General features: G+C 46.2%; 23 protein-coding genes. 8 read left to right on the top strand and 15 right to left on the bottom strand.

What is annotated here, in order from left to right:
* The 9 genes from C2756_RS02415 to clpB form a co-directional block, all read right to left on the bottom strand.
* Window positions 1-420 carry a Zn-ribbon domain-containing OB-fold protein gene (locus C2756_RS02415; RefSeq protein ID WP_215319774.1) on the bottom strand — a complete coding sequence of 140 codons (420 nt, stop codon included), beginning with the start codon at window positions 418-420 and terminating at the stop codon, window positions 1-3.
* A complete protein-coding gene (locus tag C2756_RS02410; protein ID WP_215319773.1) occupies window positions 417-1589 on the bottom strand; it encodes a thiolase domain-containing protein in 1173 nt (390 codons plus the stop codon). The genes C2756_RS02415 and C2756_RS02410 overlap by 4 nt, the downstream gene beginning before the upstream one ends.
* 33 nt (window positions 1590-1622) lie before the next feature.
* Window positions 1623-2597 carry a tripartite tricarboxylate transporter substrate binding protein gene (locus tag C2756_RS02405; protein WP_251372102.1) on the bottom strand — a complete coding sequence of 325 codons (975 nt, stop codon included), beginning with the start codon at window positions 2595-2597 and terminating at the stop codon, window positions 1623-1625.
* A gap of 13 nt (window positions 2598-2610) precedes the next feature.
* Window positions 2611-3273 (bottom strand): 3-oxoacid CoA-transferase subunit B, encoded by a 663-nt coding sequence (locus C2756_RS02400; RefSeq protein WP_215319772.1) that lies wholly within the window; start codon window positions 3271-3273, stop codon window positions 2611-2613.
* Entirely contained in the window at window positions 3270-3941 is a 672-nt protein-coding gene (locus C2756_RS02395) for a 3-oxoacid CoA-transferase subunit A (protein ID WP_215319771.1), read from the bottom strand. The genes C2756_RS02400 and C2756_RS02395 overlap by 4 nt, the downstream gene beginning before the upstream one ends.
* Window positions 3942-4004: 63 nt before the next feature.
* A complete protein-coding gene (locus tag C2756_RS02390; protein ID WP_215319770.1) occupies window positions 4005-4445 on the bottom strand; it encodes an HIT family protein in 441 nt (146 codons plus the stop codon).
* Between the two features lie 101 nt (window positions 4446-4546).
* On the bottom strand, window positions 4547-5845 hold the full coding sequence (aceA, locus tag C2756_RS02385; RefSeq protein ID WP_215319769.1) for an isocitrate lyase: 1299 nt from the start codon (window positions 5843-5845) through the stop codon (window positions 4547-4549).
* 281 nt (window positions 5846-6126) lie between these two features.
* Window positions 6127-7362 carry an MFS transporter gene (locus tag C2756_RS02380; protein ID WP_215319768.1) on the bottom strand — a complete coding sequence of 412 codons (1236 nt, stop codon included), beginning with the start codon at window positions 7360-7362 and terminating at the stop codon, window positions 6127-6129.
* A gap of 51 nt (window positions 7363-7413) precedes the next feature.
* Window positions 7414-10017 (bottom strand): ATP-dependent chaperone ClpB, encoded by a 2604-nt coding sequence (gene clpB, locus C2756_RS02375; RefSeq protein WP_215319767.1) that lies wholly within the window; start codon window positions 10015-10017, stop codon window positions 7414-7416.
* Window positions 10018-10122: 105 nt separating this feature from the next.
* On the opposite strand from clpB, the gene C2756_RS02370 reads away from it, so the two are divergent.
* Window positions 10123-10362, top strand: coding sequence for a GIY-YIG nuclease family protein (locus tag C2756_RS02370; RefSeq protein ID WP_215296456.1), 240 nt, complete (start codon window positions 10123-10125; stop codon window positions 10360-10362).
* Between the two features lie 13 nt (window positions 10363-10375).
* On the opposite strand, the gene moaE is transcribed toward C2756_RS02370, so the two are convergent.
* From moaE to C2756_RS02340, 6 genes are read right to left on the bottom strand one after another with little or no spacing between them, the layout of a single operon-like run.
* On the bottom strand, window positions 10376-10831 hold the full coding sequence (gene moaE / locus C2756_RS02365; RefSeq protein ID WP_215296455.1) for a molybdopterin synthase catalytic subunit MoaE: 456 nt from the start codon (window positions 10829-10831) through the stop codon (window positions 10376-10378).
* 1 nt (window position 10832) lies between these two features.
* Entirely contained in the window at window positions 10833-11090 is a 258-nt protein-coding gene (moaD, locus tag C2756_RS02360) for a molybdopterin converting factor subunit 1 (protein ID WP_215296454.1), read from the bottom strand.
* A gap of 18 nt (window positions 11091-11108) precedes the next feature.
* Entirely contained in the window at window positions 11109-12335 is a 1227-nt protein-coding gene (gene glp / locus C2756_RS02355; protein WP_215320767.1) for a gephyrin-like molybdotransferase Glp, read from the bottom strand.
* Window positions 12336-12387: 52 nt separating this feature from the next.
* Complete coding sequence (gene thrC, locus C2756_RS02350) at window positions 12388-13830, bottom strand: threonine synthase (RefSeq protein ID WP_215319766.1); 1443 nt, start codon at window positions 13828-13830, stop codon at window positions 12388-12390.
* 8 nt (window positions 13831-13838) lie between these two features.
* The gene (locus tag C2756_RS02345; RefSeq protein ID WP_215319765.1) at window positions 13839-15149 is read right to left on the bottom strand and encodes a homoserine dehydrogenase; all 1311 of its coding nucleotides are present in this window, start codon (window positions 15147-15149) and stop codon (window positions 13839-13841) included.
* Window positions 15146-16402: a pyridoxal phosphate-dependent aminotransferase gene (locus C2756_RS02340; RefSeq protein ID WP_215319764.1), complete on the bottom strand. Its 1257-nt coding sequence runs from the start codon at window positions 16400-16402 to the stop codon at window positions 15146-15148. The genes C2756_RS02345 and C2756_RS02340 overlap by 4 nt, the downstream gene beginning before the upstream one ends.
* Window positions 16403-16481: 79 nt before the next feature.
* Here C2756_RS02340 and C2756_RS02335 point away from each other — a divergent pair, with 79 nt between their 5' ends.
* From C2756_RS02335 to C2756_RS02305, 7 genes are read left to right on the top strand one after another with little or no spacing between them, the layout of a single operon-like run.
* The gene (locus C2756_RS02335; RefSeq protein ID WP_215319763.1) at window positions 16482-16859 is read left to right on the top strand and encodes an Mth938-like domain-containing protein; all 378 of its coding nucleotides are present in this window, start codon (window positions 16482-16484) and stop codon (window positions 16857-16859) included.
* The gene (locus C2756_RS02330; protein ID WP_215319762.1) at window positions 16859-18559 is read left to right on the top strand and encodes a glycosyltransferase family 39 protein; all 1701 of its coding nucleotides are present in this window, start codon (window positions 16859-16861) and stop codon (window positions 18557-18559) included. The genes C2756_RS02335 and C2756_RS02330 overlap by 1 nt, the downstream gene beginning before the upstream one ends.
* A gap of 10 nt (window positions 18560-18569) precedes the next feature.
* Complete coding sequence (locus tag C2756_RS02325) at window positions 18570-19748, top strand: DegT/DnrJ/EryC1/StrS aminotransferase family protein (protein WP_215319761.1); 1179 nt, start codon at window positions 18570-18572, stop codon at window positions 19746-19748.
* 41 nt (window positions 19749-19789) lie between these two features.
* A complete protein-coding gene (locus C2756_RS02320) occupies window positions 19790-20752 on the top strand; it encodes a glycosyltransferase (RefSeq protein ID WP_215319760.1) in 963 nt (320 codons plus the stop codon).
* Window positions 20753-21622, top strand: coding sequence for a formyltransferase (locus tag C2756_RS02315; RefSeq protein WP_215319759.1), 870 nt, complete (start codon window positions 20753-20755; stop codon window positions 21620-21622). It abuts the gene before it with no gap.
* 38 nt (window positions 21623-21660) lie between these two features.
* Window positions 21661-22707, top strand: a complete 1047-nt coding sequence (locus C2756_RS02310; protein ID WP_215319758.1) for a bifunctional UDP-4-keto-pentose/UDP-xylose synthase — start codon at window positions 21661-21663, stop codon at window positions 22705-22707.
* 22 nt (window positions 22708-22729) lie between these two features.
* Window positions 22730-23647, top strand: coding sequence for a polysaccharide deacetylase family protein (locus C2756_RS02305; protein WP_215319757.1), 918 nt, complete (start codon window positions 22730-22732; stop codon window positions 23645-23647).
* The last annotated feature ends 24 nt before the right edge of the window (window positions 23648-23671 follow it).

The following is a 23671-nucleotide window of genomic DNA, read 5'->3' as shown; positions in this document are numbered from 1 at the left end:
TTAGACAGGTTCAAAGAGGTGGGTTTTTTGCCCATCTTGTGTTTCCTGAAATACCACCTTCACCTTTTGCCCAACGCGAATCGAATCAAAATCGCAATGAGTCAAATGAGTCAGCATGGAGATGCCCTCATTTAAACGCACATAGGCCATCGCAAACGGCACTTCGACACCACGTCTCATCACGGTATAGGAGTAGATTTCACCCAGGCCGGCAGATCTCACCCAAGTCGTATCGTTACTGCCGCAATGCGGACAGATCGTGCGTGGATAGTAATGCACTTCTTTGCAAGCATTGCAATGCTTTAAGACCAATTGGTTGTTCTGCGCAGCTTCTAGGAAAGCTTTATTTTCAGGATTAGCAATTGGGCTTGGCAAACGATATTCTGTATTAGCCGAATTTTTTTCATTTACTTGACTCATGACAGTCTCCCTAAAATTAATACTGCTGCACCATGACGAGTACCCAGTGCGCCACCAATACCTGAGGCAAGTGCAAACTCTAAATTGGGGACTTGTACTGCTGGATGCGCTTCACCACGCAACTGTCTGACTGCTTCAATGACTTTTGTCATACCGCCGCGATTAGCTGGATGGTTATTGCATAAGCCGCCTCCATCGGTATTAAAAGCTAACCGACCTTTGCCTGAAATTAATTGACCACCTTCAACAAACTTGCCACCCTCACCCTTCTTACAGAACCCTAGATCTTCCAACTGAATCAGGACGGTAATGGTGAAGCTGTCATAAATAGATGCATACCGAATTTGCTCAGGTGTTAACTTAGCCTCCTTAAATGCTAAGGGTGCAGCCCAAGCTAACCCAGAATAAGTAAGGTCGACCTTGCCACCCATCTGACCTTTCGTCGTTTCACCGGCGCCCATCATGGTCACTACCGGTTTTTTCAAGGTCTTCGCAATATCGGGATGAACTACGACCAAAGCACCGCCGCTATCTGTTACTACACAGCAGTCAGCACGATGTAAAGGATCAGCAATCATTGGGGAGTTCAAGACATCTTCAACAGTCAGAACATCTTTCAATGCTGCATGAGGATTATGTTGTGCGTGATGTGAGGCTGCTACCTTGATCCATGCAAGCTGCTCACTGGTAGTGCCAAACTCATACATATGGCGCATAGCACACATGGCATAAGTATTTAATGGCGCTGGTGAATACGGTTTTTCAAAAGCAAAATCCGGAGCGCTAGCCCATTGACTACGAACTTGTGTACCGCTAGAGCCTTCAGACTTCGGCCGTCCGGCCAAGGTAATTAAAGCTACCTTGCACTGGCCTGCTGCAATCGCACGAGCGGCATGGTTCACATGGGTTAAATAGGAAGATCCACCAGTATCCGTTGAATCTAAATACGTGAGTTTTTTCAAACCTAAATAATCTGCCATGGATACAGGACCCATACCAGGCGCGTCACCTGCACAAAAATAACCATCGACATCATCTAGTGTTAGGCCGGCGTCTTGCAAAGCCCCGCGCGCTACTTCCGCATGCAGCTGAGCAACCGTATGATCGGGCGCTACCCTGAGGGGATGCTCATATATTCCAGCAATACAGGCATTCGATGTAAATGACATGAATCTTCCTTTAGTAAACTCTTAAATCGATCATTAATCAATCGTAATTTGTGATTGCGCAATTAGCTTACGCCACTTTTCAATTTCACTTTTAATAAATGCAGAAAACTGTTCGGATGTTCCTGGCATAGGATCAGCACCCTGTGCAATCAGCTTATCCTTAAATTTAGGATCCGCCAAAATACTTTGCAATTCTTTGTTCAAGCGATTGCGAATCTCTACTGGTAAGTTTGCAGGAGTAACCAAGCCATACCAGGTTGCCATGTCATAACCAGGCAAGCCAGATTCTGCGATGGTTGGAATATTGGGTGCAGCGCTAGATCGTTTTGCAGTAGTAATCCCTAGCGCTCTTAAACTACCCGACTTCACATGGGGCAGACCACTTGGTAAGTTCGGAAAACTCATGTCTACTTGACCAGAGATCACATCAGGCATGGCACTGCCAGTGCCTTTGTATGGCACATGAATCATGTCAATCTTAGCCATTTTTTCAAATAGTACGGCTGAGAGATGGACAGATGTTCCGCTGCCACTAGAGGCAAAGGTCAGTCTGCCAGGGTTTGCTCTAGCTGCTGCAATCAATTCACCAACTGATTTATAGGGTGAGTTCGCTGGAACGATTAGGATATTGGGAGCTGAAAATACTCCACCGATGGCTGTGAAATCCTTCACCGGGTCATAGGGCAAGTTTTTATACAGAGACGCATTCACTGCATGACCAATGGATGGGAAATACAAGGTATAGCCATCTGGAGCAGAGCGAGCTACTAACTCTGCAGCAATATTGCCGTTAGCGCCTGCCTTATTCTCAACCACAACAGCTTGCCCCAGTCGATTCGATAAGCCCTCTGCTAGGGCGCGCCCTACCGTGTCAGCCGAACCGCCAGGAGAAAAGCCAACAATTAAATGAATAGGTTTATTGGGATACGTGGATACGCTATCAGCAGCAAAGGCCGAACTCAATCCCACCCAAAATAACAGGGCTGAGAAAAGCTTTTTAGATTGCAAGCTAGGAGCCAAATTATTTCTCAGGCTGACGCATTGGTACACCACTTAGCTCTTGCAACTCTTCAAAGCTAAGGCCATCGACCCAATCGACCGCTACTAAACCTTCTGATGTTACAGCAACCGTTGCTAAGTCGGTGTAGATGCAATCTACCGCTGCCAAAGCAGTGAGAGGATAAGTACATTCTTGAACGAACTTAGATTCCCCTGACTTAGTCAGGTGCTCCATCATCACAAATAACTTCTTGGCACCAAGAGCTAAATCCATTGCACCGCCCACGGCTGGAATTGCCTTAGGGTCACCAGTTCGCCAGTTTGCAATGTCGCCTTTGACAGAAACTTGAAAGGCACCCAATACACAGATATCAATATGCCCACCACGAATCATCACGAAGGAATCGGCATGATGACATAGCGAGGCGCCAGGTAACATGGTGACAGGCTGCTTACCTGCATTCACCAACTCTTCATCGATTTCATGGTCTTTCGCTAATGGGCCCATACCAAGCAGTCCATTCTCAGAATGCATCAAGATTTCTTTATCTGCAGGTAAATAATTACAAATCGTCATGGGCTGACCAATACCCAAGTTGACATGAGCGCCGTCTGGTATGTCCTGAACAATGCGCTTGGCAATGTCGGCAGTTGAACGCTTTTGTACTTTAGAGAGATCAATCATGATTTACCTCCAACAGGTACCACGCGTTTCACAAAAATTCCGGGAGTCACTACATTCTCTGGATCTAATGTGCCGAGCTCGACAACTTCATTGACTTGCGCAATGGTGCAACGAGCGGCCGTGGCCATAATCGGACCAAAGTTGCGACCAGTACGGTGATAGGTTAGATTTCCCCAACGATCACCTTTGTCAGCTTTTATCAATGCATAGTCCGCTTTAATGGCAGTTTCAAAAATATGATTCACGCCGTCAATTACGCGCGTATCTTTACCCTTTGCAAGCTCGGTGCCAAAGCCCGTTGGCGTGTAAAAACCACCGATACCTGCACCACCAGCACGAATACGTTCTGCTAGAGTGCCTTGGGGAACAAGTTCTAATTCAATCTTACCCGCACGATAGAGATCATCAAATGCGCCAGATTCTGGTTGACGGGGAAAAGAACAAACCATCTTCTTAACCTGTCCAGCTCCAATCAATTTGGATATGCCAATGCCAGAGTTGCCGGCATTATTGCTGACGATCGTCAGATTCTTCGCGCCCTGCTCTGCTAAAGCATCCAATAAGTAAATGGGGAGGCCTGCACCACCAAAACCCGAAACCAAAATGGTTGAGCCATCACTAATATCCTGCACAGCCTGCGCCACGCTAGGAATGATTTTGTCTATCACTTCCTGTCTCCATCTATTTTTTATGGGTACCGCTTTTCAGCTTTTTGCCAAATTTCTACTAATTTAATGCATTTGAGAGATGGCGGACCGAATGGCCGCGGGCAACTGTTTAGCAAGGCCTCTTCTTGCCTCCAAGGAGGATTGGGGTAGCACTTGTGTGCGCACTGACCAGGCCGAACCTGGAAAAAAAGCATCATCCTGGTATCTTGGAATGATGTGCCAATGAATATGCGGGACCATATTACCTAAGGCTGCTAAATTGACCTTGTCTGGATGCATGACATGACGCACTGCCTCTTCAACTACAAATACCAGGCTCATGACATGCTCGCGCTCACCATAAGTGAGATCTGACATCTCTGCGATATGCCGATTCCAAATCACACGACAGAATCCTGGTAAATCAGGGTCATTCACCAGAATGACTCGACAGTCATCACCGCGCCAAATGAGTTCACCCTCTTCGGGTTTGAGATCGTCTTTACAGAGTACGCAATTTGCCATGGGAAGAATGTATACGAAAACGGCACCTAAGTCACCCTTGTGGGGTAATTTAGATGCCGCAGTAGCAAGGGTGCTACAACTTCAAAACTGCTTAGGGATTCTTAATGGAATTGCTCTTCTTCAGTAGAACCATTCAACGCAGTCACAGAAGACTTACCACCTTGAATGACGGTAGTGACATCGTCGAAGTAGCCGGTACCCACTTCTTGCTGATGTGAAACGAATGTGTAACCACGTTCACGGGCAGCAAATTCGGGCTCTTGCACTTTCTCAACATAAGCAGTCATGCCACGCTTAGAGTAGTCTTGCGCCAAGTCGAACATGTTGTACCACATCGAGTGAATGCCAGCGAGAGTAATAAATTGATATTTGTAACCCATCGCACCCAACTCACGTTGGAACTTCGCAATCGTTGCATCATCCAAGTTTTTCTTCCAGTTGAAAGAGGGTGAACAGTTATAAGCCAACATCTTGCCTGGGAACTTCGCACGAATGGCTTCAGCAAATTTACGAGCAAAATCAAGATCAGGCGTACCTGTTTCACACCAAACCATATCAGCGTATGCAGCATATGCCAGACCACGTGAGATTGCCTGATCTAAGCCCTTACGTGTTTTATAAAAACCTTCTGGGGTACGTTCGCCAGTCAAGAATGGCTTATCGTTTTCATCATAGTCAGAGGTCAATAAGTCAGCAGCTTCAGCATCGGTGCGAGCCAGAATAATCGTTGGCACACCCATCACGTCAGCAGCTAAACGTGCAGAGATCAACTTTTGTACAGACTCTGTCGTTGGCAACAATACTTTGCCACCTAAGTGACCGCACTTTTTCACCGAAGATAATTGGTCTTCGAAGTGAACGCCAGCCGCACCTTGTTTAATTAATGCTTTACTTAGTTCAAACGCATTTAATACACCACCAAAACCTGCTTCAGCATCAGCAACGATCGGCGCAAAGTACTCGATATAACCAACATCGCCTTTATTGATCCCTTTTGCAGTCTGAATTTCATCAGCACGCTGGAATGAGTTATTAATACGCTCAACCATTTTTGGAACTGAATCGACTGGATATAAGGATTGATCAGGATACATCGCTGCATATGAATTCCCGTCAGCAGCAACTTGCCAACCAGATAAGTAAATTGCCTGAATGCCAGCTTTCACTTGTTGCATCGCTTGACCGCCAGTCAAGGCTCCCAAACAGTTGACATAAGCTTCGTTATTCACCAACTCCCAAAGACGTTCTGCGCCGTGCTTGGCTAAAGTGTGCTCAATCTTCAATGAGCCACGAAGACGGACAACATCTTCAGCCGTATAACCACGAGTAATACCTTTCCAACGTGGGTTGGTATCCCAATCCTTCTGTAAGGCTGCGATTTCTGCTTTGCGATCTGCCATGGTTTTCTCCCTAAGTTAAACAAGTACTTCAAAATTTGAGACCGGTTAAGACCCATTCAAGTCTTATGTCTTATATAAGAGTTTAGAGAGTTTAAAAAATGTGGAAAGGGGAATTAACAACTTTATATCAATTATTTAACTCTTTAAATTCAATTACTTATAAATGATATTTTGCAATACGAAATGATTAACCATGGCACGAAATTGATTTGCCTTGTTTATATTGCACTGCATTTTACTCAGTGTAATAACATTTCACATCATGAAATATTAAACAGTCGCTATTTTGCTTTAGGGGCAATGTCTGAAGAGACTTTAAAGACCGTGGGAATAATCATCAGCTGAAACATCACAATGCCAATGAATAAGGCTTTCGGCAATCCAGCATCCATAAAGAGACCGAAGATAAAAGGTCCCACTGCTGCACCCAAATCAATGCCTGAATAAACAATCCCATACACACGTCCCGCTACTCCTTGCGGCGTTGCTTTCTTAACCAATAGATCTCGTGATGGTGCCACTACGCCGTATCCAAAGCCTAGCGCAAAGAAAATAATTGGAATCAGTTCAAGCGAAATAAAGCCCGTAGCTAGCAGCAAGCACATGACCACCGTCACAGATAAACAAGTTGACACGATGCGCTCTGGGGCTTGCAACTTAGCAGCTAAATACCCTCCGAACAAAACACCTCCAGCGCTACCCAATGCCAGAAGCGTAATGTAATAACTGCCCGTCGTTAATGGCAGCTCATAGATACTAAAGAGTGCGCTTGGGGCAAAAGACTGCAAGCTTGAAGTGGAGGCCATGCTGAAAAAAAAGAACATCCAGCAAAACCAAACAGCTGGCAATTTTAAGAAAGCAAATGCACTCTCTGGTGCACCGCCAGGATTGGCGGCTTGAGCACTGGCATGGCTACTCTCATGACGCTCTTTAACGTTATCTAGTAACTGGTTTTTATTAACCCAAAGAATCATGAGAATGATGGCCTCAAGCAAAGCGGCCGATAGGAAAGCAATACGCCAGTCAGAAAACTGCGCAATACCCACCATAAATGCAGGTGCGGCAGCCCATCCCAAATAACCTGTTACCCCATGCATAGAATAGGCATAAGGTAAGTTTGGTGGAGAAATTTTATGATTGATCAGAGTGTAATCAACTGGGTGAAAGATGCCGTTACCACATCCAGCAATGACAGCGCCCATGATCAACATGAGATAGCCGTTACTTTGAGAATACGTTAAGGCTGCGAGCGCAAGTAAACCGACCCCTACAAATAAAACCGGTCTCGCCCCAATACGATCGACTAAAAATCCTGAGGATGCCTGCACAACACAGGAGACCACAAAGAAGATGGACATCAGTAAGCCAAGCTCAGCATAGCTCAGAGCAAATGCGTCCTTCAACCATGGAAACATGGGAGGAAGAACTAAATGAAAGAAGTGTGAGCTGCCGTGCGCCAGGCTAATAAGACCAACCACCCGGACATCACTGGCACGCCTACTAAGCGCAACAGTCATGTGTCGAGTTTACTGGCGCAGGAATATTCCTGCAGAAATACTATTGGAGTACTAGTGAACCTGACGAGTAAAGCTAAAGTCGCCTTTTTTATCGACATCCACTGGCACAACATCCTTAGGACCGAACTTACCCTCCAAAATCATCTTGGAAACGGGGTTCTCAATATGCTGCTGAATGGCACGCTTCAGTGGTCTTGCACCAAATACTGGATCAAAACCGACTTCCGCAATCTTACTTAAGGCTGCATCACTAACCTCAAGCTGCATATCGACCTTAGCCAAACGATCCGATAAGTTTTTGAGCAAGATCTTCGCGATATTAGCAATATTAGCTTTGTCCAAGCCATGGAACACCACAATCTCATCAATTCGATTCAAGAACTCTGGACGGAAATGATTCTTTAACTCTTCAAATACGGCTTCTTTAATTTCAGCTTGCTTCTTATCCGTCATTGACTGAATTAAATGAGAGCCAATGTTACTCGTCATCACGATCACAGTGTTCTTGAAATCCACAGTGCGGCCTTGACCATCCGTTAAACGGCCATCATCAAGTACTTGCAAAAGGACGTTGAAGACATCTGGATGTGCCTTTTCGATTTCGTCAAACAAGATGACGCTGTATGGATGACGGCGGACTTGCTCTGTTAAGTAGCCACCCTCTTCGTAACCAACGTAGCCTGGAGGCGCGCCAATCAAACGGGCAACGCTATGCTTCTCCATGAACTCACTCATGTCGATCCGAATCAAGTGGTCTTCACTATCGAATAAAAAGCCAGCTAAGGCTTTGCAAAGCTCTGTCTTACCAACACCTGTTGGCCCTAAGAATAAGAATGATCCATAAGGACGATTCTCTTCAGCCAAGCCAGCGCGCGAGCGACGGATAGCATCGGATACTGCACGGATAGCCTCTTCTTGGCCAACTACGCGCTTATGCAGCAACTCTTCCATCTTGAGAAGTTTGTCACGTTCACCTTGCATCATCTTCGATACCGGAATACCCGTCGCACGAGAAACGACTTCGGCGATTTCTTCTGCGCCTACTTGAGTACGTAACAACTTGTTCTTGACAACGCCGTCTTTACCGCCCTTTGCTTCAGCAGCAGTTGCAGATTTAAGCTTCGCTTCAAGCTCTGGCAATTTGCCATATTGCAATTCAGCGACCTTCTCTAGCTTGCCTTCACGTTGCAACTTAGCAATTTCTCCGCGCACTTTCTCAATCTCTTCTTTCAGATTGGCAGCGCCTAATACAGCACCCTTCTCTGCTTTCCAGATCTCTTCTAGGTCTGCATATTCAGAACCTAGACGCTTGATCTCATCTTCAATCAAAGCAAGACGCTTTTGTGAAGCCTCATCTTTTTCCTTCTTAACGGCCTCACGCTCAATCTTGAGCTGAATTAATCGGCGCTCTAGCTTATCCATCACCTCTGGCTTGGAATCAATTTCCATCCGAATACGTGAACCCGCCTCATCAATCAGATCAATTGCCTTATCTGGCAAGAAACGATCGGTAATGTAGCGGTGGGATAACTCTGCAGCAGCAACGATCGCAGGATCGGTAATCTCAATTCCATGATGGAGCTCATAGCGTTCTTGTAATCCACGCAAGATCGCAATCGTCGCTTCAACACTGGGCTCTTCGACCATCACTTTTTGGAAGCGGCGCTCGAGTGCAGCGTCCTTCTCAATGTACTTGCGGTATTCATCTAAAGTGGTCGCACCGATACAATGCAATTCACCACGCGCTAATGCAGGCTTGAGCATATTGCCGGCATCCATTGCGCCATCCCCCTTACCAGCACCTACCATCGTATGAATTTCATCGATAAAGATGATAGTTTGACCTTCGTCCTTAGCTACATCACTCAAGACCGCTTTCAGACGCTCTTCAAATTCACCTCGATACTTAGCGCCTGCTAATAGCAAAGCCATATCCAAAACTAAGACACGTTTATTTTTTAAAGTCTCAGGTACTTCGCCATTCACAATTCGCTGTGCCAAGCCTTCCACAATGGCGGTTTTACCTACACCAGGCTCACCAATCAACACTGGGTTGTTTTTACCGCGACGTTGCAAGATCTGAATGGTGCGACGAATCTCATCGTCACGACCAATGACGGGGTCGAGCTTACCCATACGAGCGCGCTCAGTTAAATCGATTGTGTATTTTTTTAAGGCTTCACGTTGACCTTCAGCATCTGCACTATTCACTGATTCCCCTCCGCGCACTAAATCAATAGCCGCCTCTAACGATTTACGATTTAAACCATTCTCGCGGGCTACCTTGCCAAGCTCGCCCTTATCATCAGCCACCACTAGCAAGAACAACTCGCCAGCGATAAATTGATCATTACGCTTATTCGCCTCTTTTTCGCATAGGTTGAGCCAATTACTCAAATCACGACCCACTTGCACTTCACCACTAGTACCCTGCACTTCAGGCAAATTGCTAATGACTTTCTCCACGCCTTTTTCAAGGCCTGGAACATTGACGCCTGCACGGGTTAATAAGCTCTTTGCAGATCCATCAGAGTCACGCAACATTGCTAACAAGACATGGGCTGGCTCGATGTATTGATTATCTTTAGCTAAAGCGATGCTTTGCGCTTCACTTAAAGCCTCTTGAAATTTGGTTGTTAATTTATCTATTCTCATTTTTATGCCTCATGTATTCCATGTATTTCTATCTATAGAATATAAGGGCAATAATGACAATTTCAAGGCTATTTACGCCCTTTTTAACCCTAAATGTGAGCTATTTTGACCTGGCTTGTTTATTTACTAGAGTGCTCTGACGGTAGCTACTACGCTGGCATTACCAATCGCTTGGAGCATCGCCTGGAAGCCCATAATTCAGGGCAAGGCGCTCGCTACACCCGGTCACGAAGACCAGTTGTCCTCTTGGCCACCCAAGAGCACCCAGATCGCTCAGAGGCCTCTAAGGCCGAAGTGAAATTAAAACAACTGCCAAGATCAGAAAAGTTAGGATTTTTTAAATAGGACTTAAGAGGTTTTAATTCTTCTTCCAGCGCGCCATTGCAGCATCATCTGTGACACGAGCATCTACCCAGCGAGCACCCCCAGGAGTATCTTCTTTTTTCCAAAATGGGGCGGCAGTTTTTAGGTAATCCATCATAAATTCACAAGCAGCAAAAGCTTCCCCTCTGTGGGCGCTAGTTACAGCAACCAAAACGATTTGATCTTCTGGTAATAGCGGACCAACTCGATGAATGACTAAGGCTTGATAAATATCCCAACGTGCTTTAGCTTGAGTAATAATTTCTTCTAAGGCCTTTTCGGTCATGCCAGGGTAATGCTCTAAGGTCATCTCTTTGACTTGACTGCCATCATTCATGTCGCGGACAGTGCCCAAGAAAGTGACTACTGCGCCCACTCTTGGATCACCCTGACGAAGCGCTGCAATCTCTGCGCTCAGATCAAAATCGTTTTCTTGAATTCTGATTGGCATATTAACCACCAGTCACCGGTGGGAAAAAAGCTACTTCAGCACCTTCTTGCAAGCTTGTATTTGCATCCACCATATGTTGATTGAGTGCGCAACGCAACGCTTTTCCTTCGGCCAATGCCTGAGCCCAAGCTCCACCGCGTTGCGCCAAAAAGATTCTGAGATCAGCGATGGTCTTAACGGTTGCTGGAGCATCAATGCTTTCTTGCGAAGTCTCGAGGGCTTCACGCAATGAGGCAAAGAATCGTAATTCAAGTTTCATTAGAGCATCGTAAACCGATTACTTAAGAAGCGCATCAAAAGGAATGTACTTGACCATATCACCCTTTTTGATGGGCTGTCCTGGCGGGCAATCGACCAAGCCATCGCCCCATGAAGCACTAGTGAGCACTCCAGAACTTTGGTTCGGGAATAAATCTAAACCGCCCACTGCATTGATCTTTACCCGCAAGAACTCATTACGACGATCTGCTTTCAGCCAATCAAAATCAGCACGCATTAAATAAGACTGTGGCAGCTTAGCCTCACGCCCCTGCAACTTCAAAATAAAAGGGCGCACAAACAGCAGAAAGGTGACAAAGCTAGATACTGGGTTGCCAGGCAATCCAATAAACCAAGCCTCACCCTCTTTTGACTCATCCGATTTGCGAACCGCACCAAATGCTAATGGCTTACCCGGCTTGATAGCAATCTGCCAAAGATCTAATCTACCCTCAGCATTCACTGCAGGCTTAATATGATCTTCTTCGCCAACAGACACGCCACCTGAAGTAATAATCAAATCATGATCTTTACTTGCTTTACGCAATGCGGCGCGAGTAGCATCCAAACGATCCGGAACAATCCCCAAATCGGTAGCGTCGCAACCCAAGGATCGGAGACAGGCTAATAAGGTATCGCGATTGGAGTTGTAGATGCCACCTGGCTTTAAAGGTTCACCTGGTAAGGCTAATTCATCGCCAGTGAAAAAGGCGGCCACTTTCACGCGACGCTTCACGTTTAAGTGAGTTAATCCTGCAGATGCTGCTACACCCAACTCTTGAGGGCGCAAATATGTTCCAGCAGTTAATGCCATTTTGCCAGCGCTTAAATCCTCACCTCTGCGGCGAATCCACTGGCCTGATACTGGAGCAATATTGACCTGCACTTGATCCGTAACCCCTTCAGGAACGGCACAATCTTCTTGCATAACGACTGCGTCAGCGCCAGGAGGTATGGGAGCTCCCGTAAAAATCCGTGCTGCCGTACCAGGCTCTAGTTGAATACCAACTGAACCTGCTGGGATGCGTTGCGCGATTCTGAGGATACTTCCAGAATTTTGGGTATCCGCAGTGCGAACCGCATAACCATCCATCGAAGTGTTATCCAGCGGTGGCACATCCACTAAGCTACTGACGTTTTCTGCAAGCACGCGACCAAGTGTTGCTTGCATCGAAATACTTTCACTCTCCTCTACTGGCTTGGCATGGGAGAGTAAATGATCTAAAGCCTGCTGCGCAGTCAACATCGGTGGCTTAGTCATAGCAATATGGATTGTTACTTTGTGTTGATTAAAAAATCTAGTTGAGATGCGCTGTAATAAAATCTTTAACCTGATTTACATCCGCATTGATATTTTCTACGCGCTGTGGCTTTAATTTGATATCTTTAAACGCAGGCGGACACTCGGCAGGACGACCCAAGGCTTCTTGAATCGTTTCTTCAAACTTAATGGGCAAGGCCGTCTCCAGCACCAGCATCGGAATACCAGCTTGTAAGTGCTCACGCGCTACTTTGACACCATCAGCAGTATGAGTATCAATCATCACGCCATAACGTTTGTCGACATCACGAATCGTTTCTAAACGATTGGCATGAGTACTGCGTCCAGATTGGAACCCATACTTGCCAAGCTCTTTAAAGACGGCATCTTGTGAGATGTCAAAGCCACCAGTGGTATCGACTTGCTTGAACATCGCCGCAGTCGCCTTGCCGTCTTGACCCATAAAGTCGAATACAAAGCGCTCAAAGTTACTGGCCTTCGAGATATCCATTGAGGGACTAGAGGTATGCAAGGTCTCGGCAGACTTGCGCGCACGATAAACACCCGTGCGGAAGAACTCATTGAGCACATCGTTCTCATTTGTAGCGACGATCAAATGCTCAATTGGTAATCCCATCATGCGGGCGATATGACCGGCGCAAACATTACCGAAGTTACCAGAGGGCACAGTAAAGGAGACTTTTTCAGAGCTAGAGTTGGTTGCTAGCAGATAGCCTTGGAAGTAATACACCACCTGCGCAACAACGCGCCCCCAATTGATAGAGTTCACAGTGCCAATTTGCTGATGAGCTTTAAAAACAAGGTCGTTACTCACCGCCTTAACAATATCTTGGCAGTCATCGAAGACCCCGGCCACTGCTAAGTTAAAAATATTGGGGTCCTGCAAAGAATACATTTGGGCAGATTGAAATGCGCTCATCTTGCCTCGTGGTGAAAGCATGAATACCTTCACACCCTCTTTGCCGCGCATTGCATATTCGGCAGCACTACCAGTATCGCCAGAAGTGGCGCCCAAGATATTCAGCTTCTGGCCAGCGCGCTTTAGCGCGTATTCAAAAAGATTGCCGAGTAACTGCATCGCCATATCTTTAAAGGCGAGAGTTGGGCCATTAGAGAGACTCAATAAGCCAATACGTGTGTCATGCTCTTCACCCAACCAATGCAAAGGCGTAATATCTTTCGCATTATCTTGCGGACGACCATTGCAATAGACTTGCTCGGTATAGGTTTTACGCAGCAGTGCGCGCAAATCAGCCTCAGGAATATCGTCGCAATACAAACTCAACACCTCATAGGCTAGGTCTGCGTAAGATAAGCCACGCCATGAATCTAACTGCTCCGCAGTCACCTTTGGGTATTGCGTCGGCAAATACAGGCCACCATCTGGCGCCAACCCACCTAACAAAATTTCTAAGAAGGATTGTTCTGGGCTATTGCCACGAGTAGATTGGTAACGCATAGATTAAATTAAGACAGATTTTCTAAACGAATCTTCACCACTTCACCAGCAACCGTCTTGAGATTCTGAATCTCTTTGATTGCGGCAAGCATGTTCTTCTCTTTGGTTTCGTGAGTTAAGGCCACTAAGTCAGTCTGACTTTCACCTTCATCAGCTTCTTTTTGCAAGAGCGCATCAATAGAAACGTCATGGGAAGCCAAGATCTTCGTAATATCAGCGAGCACACCCGCCTGATCAGCTACACGCATACGTAAGTAGTAGCTGGTCGTGATCTCGCCAATCGGCAATATAGGGGTGTTTTGGACTGCATCTGGTTGGAATGCCAAGTATGGGACACGATGTTCAGGATCCGCACTTAATAAACGAGTGATATCAACCAGATCGGCAATTACTGCGGAAGCGGTTGGCTCCGAACCAGCACCTTTACCGTAGTAGAGGGTAGTGCCAACAGCATCGCCAAATACTTGGACTGCATTCATGGCTCCCTCTACGTTTGCAATTAAACGCTTAGCAGGAATTAAAGTGGGATGCACACGTAACTCGACGCCCGTTGGTGTTTTCTTAGCAATACCGAGTAGCTTGATGCGATAACCCAATTGCTCAGCATAGCGAATATCAATCGCCGCTAGCTTAGTAATACCTTCAACATGTGCCTTATCAAATTGCATTGGAATACCAAATGCAATCGCACTCATGATGGTTGCTTTATGAGCAGCATCAATACCTTCAATATCGAAGGTCGGATCCGCTTCTGCGTAACCTAAGCGTTGCGCTTCTTTGAGAACGGTTTCAAAGTCCAAGCCTTTGTCCCGCATTTCAGAAAGAATGAAATTGGTTGTACCGTTGATGATGCCTGCAATCCATTCAATACGATTGGCCGTTAAGCCTTCACGCAAAGCTTTAATAATCGGAATGCCGCCAGCAACTGCTGCCTCAAATGCAACCATCACACCCTTGGCGTGCGCTGCTTTAAAAATCTCATTGCCATGAACCGCAATTAACGCCTTGTTAGCCGTTACCACGTGTTTGCCAGCTGCAATTGCCTCTAAAACCAAGTCCTTAGCGATGCCATAGCCGCCAATCAGCTCAACCACGATATCAATCTCTGGGTTATTGATCACGGCACGAGCATCGTTGACGATCTGCGCACGATCTTTAACGATCTCTTTGGCGCGCTCTACATTTAGATCAGCAACGGTATGAATGCGAATGCCACGACCGGCACGACGAGTGATTTCGTCTTGGTTGCGCTCTAGAACAGTGAATACACCACCGCCTACGGTGCCAATACCTAAGAGACCTACTTGAATCGGTTTCATGATGCCTTTGCAGCGGTTGGAGAAGCCTTACGACCATGCTTATTACGATAACGCTCCAGAAAACGCGCCAGGCGACCAATCGCCTCCGTGAGCACATCTTCATGAGGTAAGAACACAACACGGAAGTGATCAGGTTTACCCCAGTTAAAACCGGAACCCTGTACTAACAATACCTTTTCCTCTTTAAGAAGATCGGCAACAAACTGTTGATCATCTTTAATGGGATAAACCTCAGAATCTAACTTCGGAAATAAATACAGAGCTGACTTGGGTTTTACGCAAGTGACGCCAGGAATTTCTGTGATGAGTTTCCAAGCAAGATCGCGCTGCTTTGCAAGCCGACCGCCTTCGCTCACTAAGTCATTAATACTTTGATATCCGCCTAATGCAGTTTGAATGGCGTATTGGCCTGGTACGTTTGCACACAAGCGCATCGAGGCCAACATATTGAGACCTTCGATATAGTCCCGCACCATTTCTTTATCACCAGAAACCACCATCCAGCCTGCGCGGTAGCCGCATGAGCGGTAGTTCTTAGATAGCCCGTTAAAAGTAATGATGACAACATCATGAGACAGGGATGCAAGCGAGATATGTTTCTCACCGTCGTACAACATCTTGTCGTAAATCTCATCAGCAAACAAAATTAAACCGTGCTCACGAGCAATTTGCGTCAACTCAAGCAACACTTCTTTAGAATAAATCGCACCAGTTGGATTATTTGGGTTAATGACCACAATCGCTTTAGTACGAGGGGTAATTTTTTTGCGCAGATCATTTAAGTCTGGCGCCCAATCTTTTGACTCATCACACAGATAGTGAACGGGTGTGCCGCTGGATAAACTCACAGCAGCAGTCCATAGTGGGTAGTCTGGCGTAGGCACCAACACTTCGTCGCCATCATTCAGAAGGGCGTTCATGGAAAGTACGATGAGCTCAGACACACCGTTACCGGTATAAACATCATCTAATGCCACGCCCTGAATACCCTTTTCTTGGCAGTACTGCATGATGGCCTTACGTGCCGCAAAAATACCTTTGGAATCAGAATAAGCAGAGGCATTACTCAAATTGCGGATCATGTCCAACTGAATCTCTTCGGGAGGATCGAAACCGAAAACCCCGACGTTTCCGATGTTTAATTTGATGATTTTGTGACCTTCTTCCTCCATGCGCTGAGCAAGCTCGAGCACTGGACCACGAATGTCGTAACAGACGTTATCGAGTTTTTGGGACTTTAGGATGGGTTTCACAATAAATTAAAGGGTAAGTTCTTGAAATCTTAGAAAAAACAGCTAGCTATAATCCACATAATTATGACAGAGAGTCCACTTGAAGCTTCAATCTGACCCCCATTCTGGAGGCAATTCGATTACCGGCTATGGCGATGGCTACGTAGAGATCAACAAGGTCCCATATGCCCATGCGGTCTTATTGAGCTCAGACGGGGCTATTTCAGAGTGGCCCGCAAAGTCCTTTGATGACCTAGAAGCCAGCCATTTCACCCAAATGGTCGATCTCAAGCCAGAATTGATTCTCATTGGAACCGGCAGTCGCCAACACTTTCCTAAGCCAGAACTCCTAAAAGCCCTGATTCAAGCCAAAATTGGCTTTGAAATCATGGATTCTCAAGCTGCCTGTCGTACTTACAACATCTTGGTAGGCGAAGGGCGTCAAGTCCTCTTAGCCTTGATCGTGGAGCCGACTTAATGCAGTTTGGGCAAATTCGGCAATCTTCTGCCCTGCACCCCAGCAAAATGTTGCTGTTAATACTCATTTATGCCCTGCTCTGGTTTGGCACTCTGAACTATCGCCACCTCATTCCATCCGATGAAGGACGTTATGCAGAAATCGCCAGAGAGATGTTGGTCACTGGTGATTGGGTAACACCGCGCTACAACGGCTACAAGTATTTTGAGAAACCGCCACTTCAAGCTTGGGCAACTGCAGCAGCATTTAAAGTATTTGGTATTGGTGATTGGCAAGCAAGGCTCTGGACAGCACTCACTGGATTTCTGACCATTCTCGCTATTGGCTTTACTGGCGCTCGCATCTTTAATGCGAGAGCAGGTTGGTTGGCTGCAGTCGTTTTAGCATCAAGTCCAATGTGGATCATTAGCGGCCACTTTAATTCTCTCGACATGGGGCTCTCTTCTTTTTTAGTGGCGGCGCTTTGCAGCTTATTGTTGGCACAAACTGCAAGCAATAAATCCAGTTGTCGCTATTGGATGTGGGCTTGCTGGGTGTTTATGGCACTGGCTACCTTATCAAAAGGCGTGATTGGCGCAGCCATCCCAGCCATGGTTTTTATCGCCTACTCTGTTAGCACTTGGGATTGGAAAATTTGGACTCGCTTACGTTTGTTTAGTGGGTTGATTTTGTTCTTAGCTATTACAGCACCTTGGTTTATTTTGGTGGCACAACGTAATCCCGAGTTCCTAGAATTTTTCTTTATTCACGAACACCTGCAACGATTTACACAGGATGCCCATAGTAGAACTGGTCCCATCTATTACTTCGTACCACTGCTATTAATCGGCATACTTCCTTGGGTATTACAAATCCCCGGAGCACTGACACAGGCTTGGCAAGAACGCAGACGAGAGTTCTCCGGCGGATGGTTATTGGTGTGCTGGTTTGTAGTGATCTTTGCGTTCTTTAGCGTGTCCCGCTCAAAGCTTCCTGGTTACATCATCCCGATCTTTCCTGCACTAGCCCTATTGATTGGTAATCGCTTAGATCGTTTATTAGGTCAAACGAACTCCATGGCAATCCCTTGGAAATTACAAACCCTTGGATTTGCTCTGCTGGGTTGTATAGGCTTTTTCTTCTTATCAGAAATTAGCAAGCAAGCAAGGCCTGATGAAATTGAATCCTATGCGCAATATACCCAATGGGTCATTGCTGCATTAGTTGCGCTCATTATCTTTAGCTCGTATGCAGCTCTGCAATCTAAACACCATGGCATCCAAAGCATTGTGAGTTTTGCCTGTGGCTTTTTCTTGTGCGCCATCATCGCTGGAACTGGTCATGAAACTTTGGGGCGTGCAGTATCAGGCATTGATCTCGTTAACCGCGTCAAAATATCTATTCCAGAAAAAATCAATTTCTACTCTGTGCGCCTACTAGATCACACTGTCCCGTTTTATCTTGGTAGAACTATGATCATGGTCGAATCAGCTGATGAGCTGGAATTTGGTGTCAATCAAGAACCTGATCTGTGGATGCCGACCCTCGATGCTTTCATTACTCGTTGGAAAGAAGATCAAACCGCCTATGCGCTGATGGTTCCCGAGCAATATATTGCTCTGCAGGACTTAAAGATACCGATGCAAGAAGTAGATCGTGATTCTCGTCGAGTGATTGTCAAACATCCAGAAACTACAAGTAGCTCTCAGCAATCAAAGTAATATAAGCGTTATGGCAAACCCTGCACCTACTTCTACTCCCGCATTTATTCCGTTTACGCGCCCCAGCTTTAATCAAGAAACGATTGATGCCGTTGCTGAGGTATTGCGCTCGGGCTGGGTAACCTCGGGGCCAAAGCTAGCGGAGTTCGAGGCAGCCCTTAGTGACTACTTTGGTGGTCGCCCGGTGCGTTGTTTTGCTAATGGCACGGCAACCATGAAGATTGCATTGCAAGTGGCTGGTATTGGCGAGGGCGATGAAGTAATTACCACACCGATATCTTGGGTAGCCACTTCGAATGTGATTTTAAGTGTTGGTGCCAAACCAATCTTTGTAGATGTTGATCCTGTTACCCGCAATATTGATCTCAATAAAGTAGCTACTGCAATCACTCCCAAGACTCGCGCCATCATGCCAGTGTATTTGGCTGGCTTACCAGTTGATATGGATCAGCTCTACGCATTAGCCAAGCAATACAAGCTGCGCGTGATTGAAGATGCTGCACAAGCGTTTGGATCGCAATGGAAAGGCAAGAAGATTGGTAGCTTTGGCGATCTAGTGAGCTTTAGTTTCCAAGCCAATAAGAATCTCAGTACGGTTGAAGGTGGTTGTCTCGTACTCAATAATGCAGATGAAGCCAAGCTTGCTGAAAAGTTTCGTCTACAGGGTTTAACTCGTCAAGGCATGGATGGCATGGATGTGGATGTGTTGGGCGGCAAAGATAATTTGACCGACGTTAATGCGGTCATTGGCTTACAACAACTCAAACAATTACCAGCTTATCAAACACGTCGCGCTACACTTGCACATCAATACTTTGATGTGATCCGTACCGAACTCAAATCTGCAGACCTGGATCATCTTAAGTTAGAGCTTCCAGTTGAAAATTTCACAGAGAGTAATTGGCACATGTATCAAGTAGTGCTGCCACTAGATCAACTCAATTGTGATCGCGCCCAAGTCATGATGGAATTAAAAGCCCTCGGCATTGGCACTGGTGTGCACTACCCTGCCATCACCGGCTTTACTCTGTACAAAGATCAAGGCTATAAAACGAGTGATACTCCTATTGCAGAACGTATTGGTCGCTCTATTCTCACTCTCCCACTATTTCCTGGAATGGCCGATGAGGATATTCGTCGTATAGCCAGTGGATTAGTCGGAATCCTCAAGAAACACCGTAAAAACTAGTCTTATTGGGTTAAATCCCCAGAATCAGGCAAAATTGCAGCATGACTGCAAATTTAGTTGCCAATCCAAAACTCAGCATCGTTATTCCCGTTTACAACGAAGAAGACGGTCTTCAGGCTTTATTTGATCGCCTTTATCCTGCATTAGATGCGCTTGCTGTCAAACGCAATGTTGCATATGAGATTGTTTTTGTAAACGATGGCAGTAAGGATCGCTCAGCAGGCATTCTGGCTAAACAAGTGGAGTTGCGTCCTGACGTTACACGTGCAGTGTTATTTCATAGTAACTTTGGCCAGCACATGGCCATCATGGCTGGTTTTGAATACGCGAAAGGTGAACACATCATCACCTTGGATGCAGATTTACAAAATCCTCCCGAAGAAATTGATGCGCTCACTGAGCAATTGCTAAAGGGTCATGATTACGTCGGCACTATTCGTGCAGATCGTCGCGATAGCTTCTTCAGAAAATTTGCCTCACGCGCGATGAATCGTTTACGTGAAAATATTACCCGTATCACAATGACCGATCAGGGCTGCATGCTGCGCGGCTATAGCCGTCGCATCGTTGATCTCGTTCGTCAATGTGACGAGAACAATACCTTTATTCCTGCGCTGGCTTATACCTTTGCTGCCAACCCCATTGAAATAAGCGTCAAGCATGAAGAGCGCTTCGCTGGTGAATCCAAATACAGCCTCTATCAACTGATTCGGTTGAACTTTGATTTGGTTACTGGCTTTTCTATCATACCTTTGCAGATCTTCTCGATTCTGGGCATGTTACTGTCGCTCGCTGCCGGCAGCTTGTTTGCATACCTATTGGTGCGCCGCTTTGTTTTAGGTGCAGAGGTTGAGGGTGTCTTCACCCTCTTTGCGCTCACTTTCTTCTTAATTGGTGTGATGCTCTTTGGCCTTGGTCTTTTGGGTGAATATATTGGCCGCATCTATCAGCAGATCCGTAATCGCCCACGTTATGTGGTGCAAACCGTTTTAGAGAAAAAATAATTGCACGCTGTCGTATTCGCATATCACGATGTTGGCGTTAATTGCCTCAAAGCACTTCTTAATGCGGGCATCCAGGTTGATCTGGTAGTTACTCACGAAGACGACCCCAATGAGAATGTCTGGTTTGCTAGCGTCGCCAAACTCTGTACCGAAAAAAACATTCCTTACATCACGCCAAGTGCTAGCGAGTTAAATGATTTAACTCCTAAGCTTCAAGCACTATCGCCTGACTATATTTTTTCCTTCTACTACCGCCATATGATTCCGGCGCAAATTTTGGCTTGCGCCAAGATTGCCGCACTCAATATGCATGGCTCATTACTGCCGAAGTACCGAGGTCGAGCTCCAGTCAATTGGGCAATCTTGCATGGCGAGACAGAAACTGGTGCCACCCTCCATGTCATGGAAGTCAAACCAGATGCTGGTGACATTGTTGGACAAGCAAAGGTCAGCATTGGTCCAGACGAAACCGCGACAGATGTCTTTGGTAAAGTCAGTGAAGCTGCTGTAGCAGTGATCAACCAAGTTCTGCCAGAGCTCCTCCAAGGCAAAGTTCCCCGCAAGCCCAATGAACTCCAAAAAGGCAGTTATTTTGGCGGCAGAAAGCCTGCTGATGGGCAAATTCACTGGAATCAGAGTGCACAGCAAGTCCATAACCTTGTCAGAGCCGTTGCACCCCCCTATCCAGGCGCTTTTACTGAGCACAATGGCGCAACCATGATCCTAGCCCGCACTAGCCTGAAAGGCCCCTTTCCAGCCAAGCTCGATCTTAGGGCTACTGGTATCCAAGTGGTTGATAATCGGGTATTCGGCATTTGTGGCGACCACCAAGCAGTTGAAGTCTTGGAATGGTTTCCAGCAAGCAAATAGGCATTAAATACAAATTAGATTAAAACGAGGCAGTAGAGATGAAAAAAGTACTCATTCTTGGTGTTAACGGTTTTATCGGTCACCACCTTTCCAAACGCATTCTGGAGACAACCGATTGGGATGTCTATGGCATGGATATGCAGAATGATCGCCTGGGTGATTTGATCAATCACCCTCGCATGCACTTCTTTGAAGGTGATATTACCATTAATAAAGAGTGGGTTGAATATCACATTCGCAAATGCGACGTTATCCTCCCTTTGGTTGCGATTGCTACACCGGCAACTTACGTACAACAACCACTTAAAGTATTTGAGCTCGACTTCGAAGCCAACCTGCCGATCGTGCGCTCTGCTGTTAAATATAAAAAGCACCTGGTCTTCCCATCGACCTCTGAGGTTTATGGCATGTGTGAAGACAGCGAATTTGATCCGTCTCAATCAAATATGGTTTACGGTCCAATCAATAAACCCCGCTGGATCTATGCTTGCTCCAAGCAATTGATGGATCGCGTGATTTGGGGTTACGGTATGGAAGGCTTGCGCTTTACCCTCTTCCGCCCATTTAACTGGATTGGTCCTGGACTCGATAGTATCTACACACCAAAAGAAGGCTCCTCCCGCGTAGTGACTCAGTTCTTGGGTCACATCGTGCGTGGCGAACCTATTAATCTAGTAGATGGTGGCGCACAGAAACGTGCTTTTACTTATATTGATGATGGTATCGACGCACTCATGCGCATCATCGCCAATAAAGATGATGTTGCTAATGGCAAGATCTACAACATTGGCAACCCAAAAAACAATCACTCTGTTCGTGAATTAGCAAATCAAATGCTCGAGATTGCCCGTAGCATCCCTGAGTACGCCAAAACAGCGAATGTCGTCAAGATAGTGGAAACAACCTCTGGAGCATATTACGGCGAAGGCTATCAAGATGTTCAGAACCGCGTACCAGCGATTGACAACACTATGGGTGAATTGGGTTGGAAACCGACTACGCCAATGACAGATGCCCTCAAGAATATTTTTGAAGCTTATCGTCAAGACGTGGAAAAAGCCCGCTCTTTAGTCGACAAAGAATAAGCAGAAATAGATTCAAGGATTCATGGCTAAGATTGCTCTCAAGGTTGATGTTGACACCTTACGTGGCACCAAAGAAGGTGTCCCTAATCTAGCTAGAACCCTTGAGCGTTTTGGCTTAAAGGCCACCTTCCTATTTAGCCTTGGACCAGATCACACTGGCTGGGCCTTAAAAAGAGTTTTTCGCCCCGGCTTTCTAAAAAAAGTGAGCCGTACCTCTGTCGTAGAGCACTACGGCATTAAAACTCTGCTCTATGGCGTTCTTCTTCCTGGCCCAGACATTGGTAAAAAAGCAGCTGCAGAAATGCGCGCAATTGATCAAGCTGGACATGAAACTGGTATACACACTTGGGACCACGTTGCATGGCAAGATGCTGTGCGAAATCAAGACTCCGGATGGACTAAGGCGATGATGCAAAAAAGCTGGGATCGTTTTGTCGAGATCTTTGGTCACGCTCCAGTAACCTATGGTGCAGCAGGCTGGCAAATGAACGAAGCCGCTTTTGAGCAGCTCGATCAATGGGGGATTACATATTCCTCTGACGGAAGAGCAGAGCCGAACTTGATACCGTATCGCCTAGGACTTACTTCAGGTAAGGCAAAACATGTGCAGTTCCCAACCACGCTACCGACTTTTGATGAACTCATCGGGATCGATGATGCCGATGAGTTTGGGGCTGTCAAAAAACTCCTTGAAATTACCCAAAGCAATCCCAATGACCAAGTCTTCACCCTGCATGCAGAATTAGAGGGTCAGAAGCTACTACCAGCGTTTGAACAACTATTGGCTGGATGGCTCAATCAAGGTCATGACCTAGTCACCATGGGCGAGTTACACCAATCCTGGAAAGCCACCAATCAACTGGATAAAATAGCGGTATTGCCACTCACCTGGGGTGAGATACCCAATCGAAGTGGCGAACTGATTATTCAGCATCATTAAGCAAGTAAAACTAAGAGACAAATT

Origin of the sequence: Polynucleobacter sp. UB-Siik-W21, assembly GCF_018687415.1 — a bacterium.
Lineage (GTDB): Bacteria > Pseudomonadota > Gammaproteobacteria > Burkholderiales > Burkholderiaceae > Polynucleobacter.
This window is presented reverse-complemented; position numbering and strand designations above follow the sequence as displayed.

What these genes read in the sequence shown, in the direction of transcription:
- C2756_RS02415 (WP_215319774.1), bottom strand. Translation starts at nt 420, where the DNA reads ATGAGTCAAGTAAATGAAAAAAATTCGGCTAATACAGAATATCGTTTG.
- C2756_RS02410 (WP_215319773.1), bottom strand. Translation starts at nt 1,589, where the DNA reads ATGTCATTTACATCGAATGCCTGTATTGCTGGAATATATGAGCATCCC.
- C2756_RS02400 (WP_215319772.1), bottom strand. Translation starts at nt 3,273, where the DNA reads ATGATTGATCTCTCTAAAGTACAAAAGCGTTCAACTGCCGACATTGCC.
- C2756_RS02390 (WP_215319770.1), bottom strand. Translation starts at nt 4,445, where the DNA reads ATGGCAAATTGCGTACTCTGTAAAGACGATCTCAAACCCGAAGAGGGT.
- aceA (WP_215319769.1), bottom strand. Translation starts at nt 5,845, where the DNA reads ATGGCAGATCGCAAAGCAGAAATCGCAGCCTTACAGAAGGATTGGGAT.
- C2756_RS02380 (WP_215319768.1), bottom strand. Translation starts at nt 7,362, where the DNA reads ATGACTGTTGCGCTTAGTAGGCGTGCCAGTGATGTCCGGGTGGTTGGT.
- clpB (WP_215319767.1), bottom strand. Translation starts at nt 10,017, where the DNA reads ATGAGAATAGATAAATTAACAACCAAATTTCAAGAGGCTTTAAGTGAA.
- moaE (WP_215296455.1), bottom strand. Translation starts at nt 10,831, where the DNA reads ATGCCAATCAGAATTCAAGAAAACGATTTTGATCTGAGCGCAGAGATT.
- moaD (WP_215296454.1), bottom strand. Translation starts at nt 11,090, where the DNA reads ATGAAACTTGAATTACGATTCTTTGCCTCATTGCGTGAAGCCCTCGAG.
- glp (WP_215320767.1), bottom strand. Translation starts at nt 12,335, where the DNA reads ATGTTGACTGCGCAGCAGGCTTTAGATCATTTACTCTCCCATGCCAAG.
- thrC (WP_215319766.1), bottom strand. Translation starts at nt 13,830, where the DNA reads ATGCGTTACCAATCTACTCGTGGCAATAGCCCAGAACAATCCTTCTTA.
- C2756_RS02345 (WP_215319765.1), bottom strand. Translation starts at nt 15,149, where the DNA reads ATGAAACCGATTCAAGTAGGTCTCTTAGGTATTGGCACCGTAGGCGGT.
- C2756_RS02330 (WP_215319762.1), top strand. Translation starts at nt 16,859, where the DNA reads ATGCAGTTTGGGCAAATTCGGCAATCTTCTGCCCTGCACCCCAGCAAA.
- C2756_RS02325 (WP_215319761.1), top strand. Translation starts at nt 18,570, where the DNA reads ATGGCAAACCCTGCACCTACTTCTACTCCCGCATTTATTCCGTTTACG.
- C2756_RS02320 (WP_215319760.1), top strand. Translation starts at nt 19,790, where the DNA reads ATGACTGCAAATTTAGTTGCCAATCCAAAACTCAGCATCGTTATTCCC.
- C2756_RS02310 (WP_215319758.1), top strand. Translation starts at nt 21,661, where the DNA reads ATGAAAAAAGTACTCATTCTTGGTGTTAACGGTTTTATCGGTCACCAC.
- C2756_RS02305 (WP_215319757.1), top strand. Translation starts at nt 22,730, where the DNA reads ATGGCTAAGATTGCTCTCAAGGTTGATGTTGACACCTTACGTGGCACC.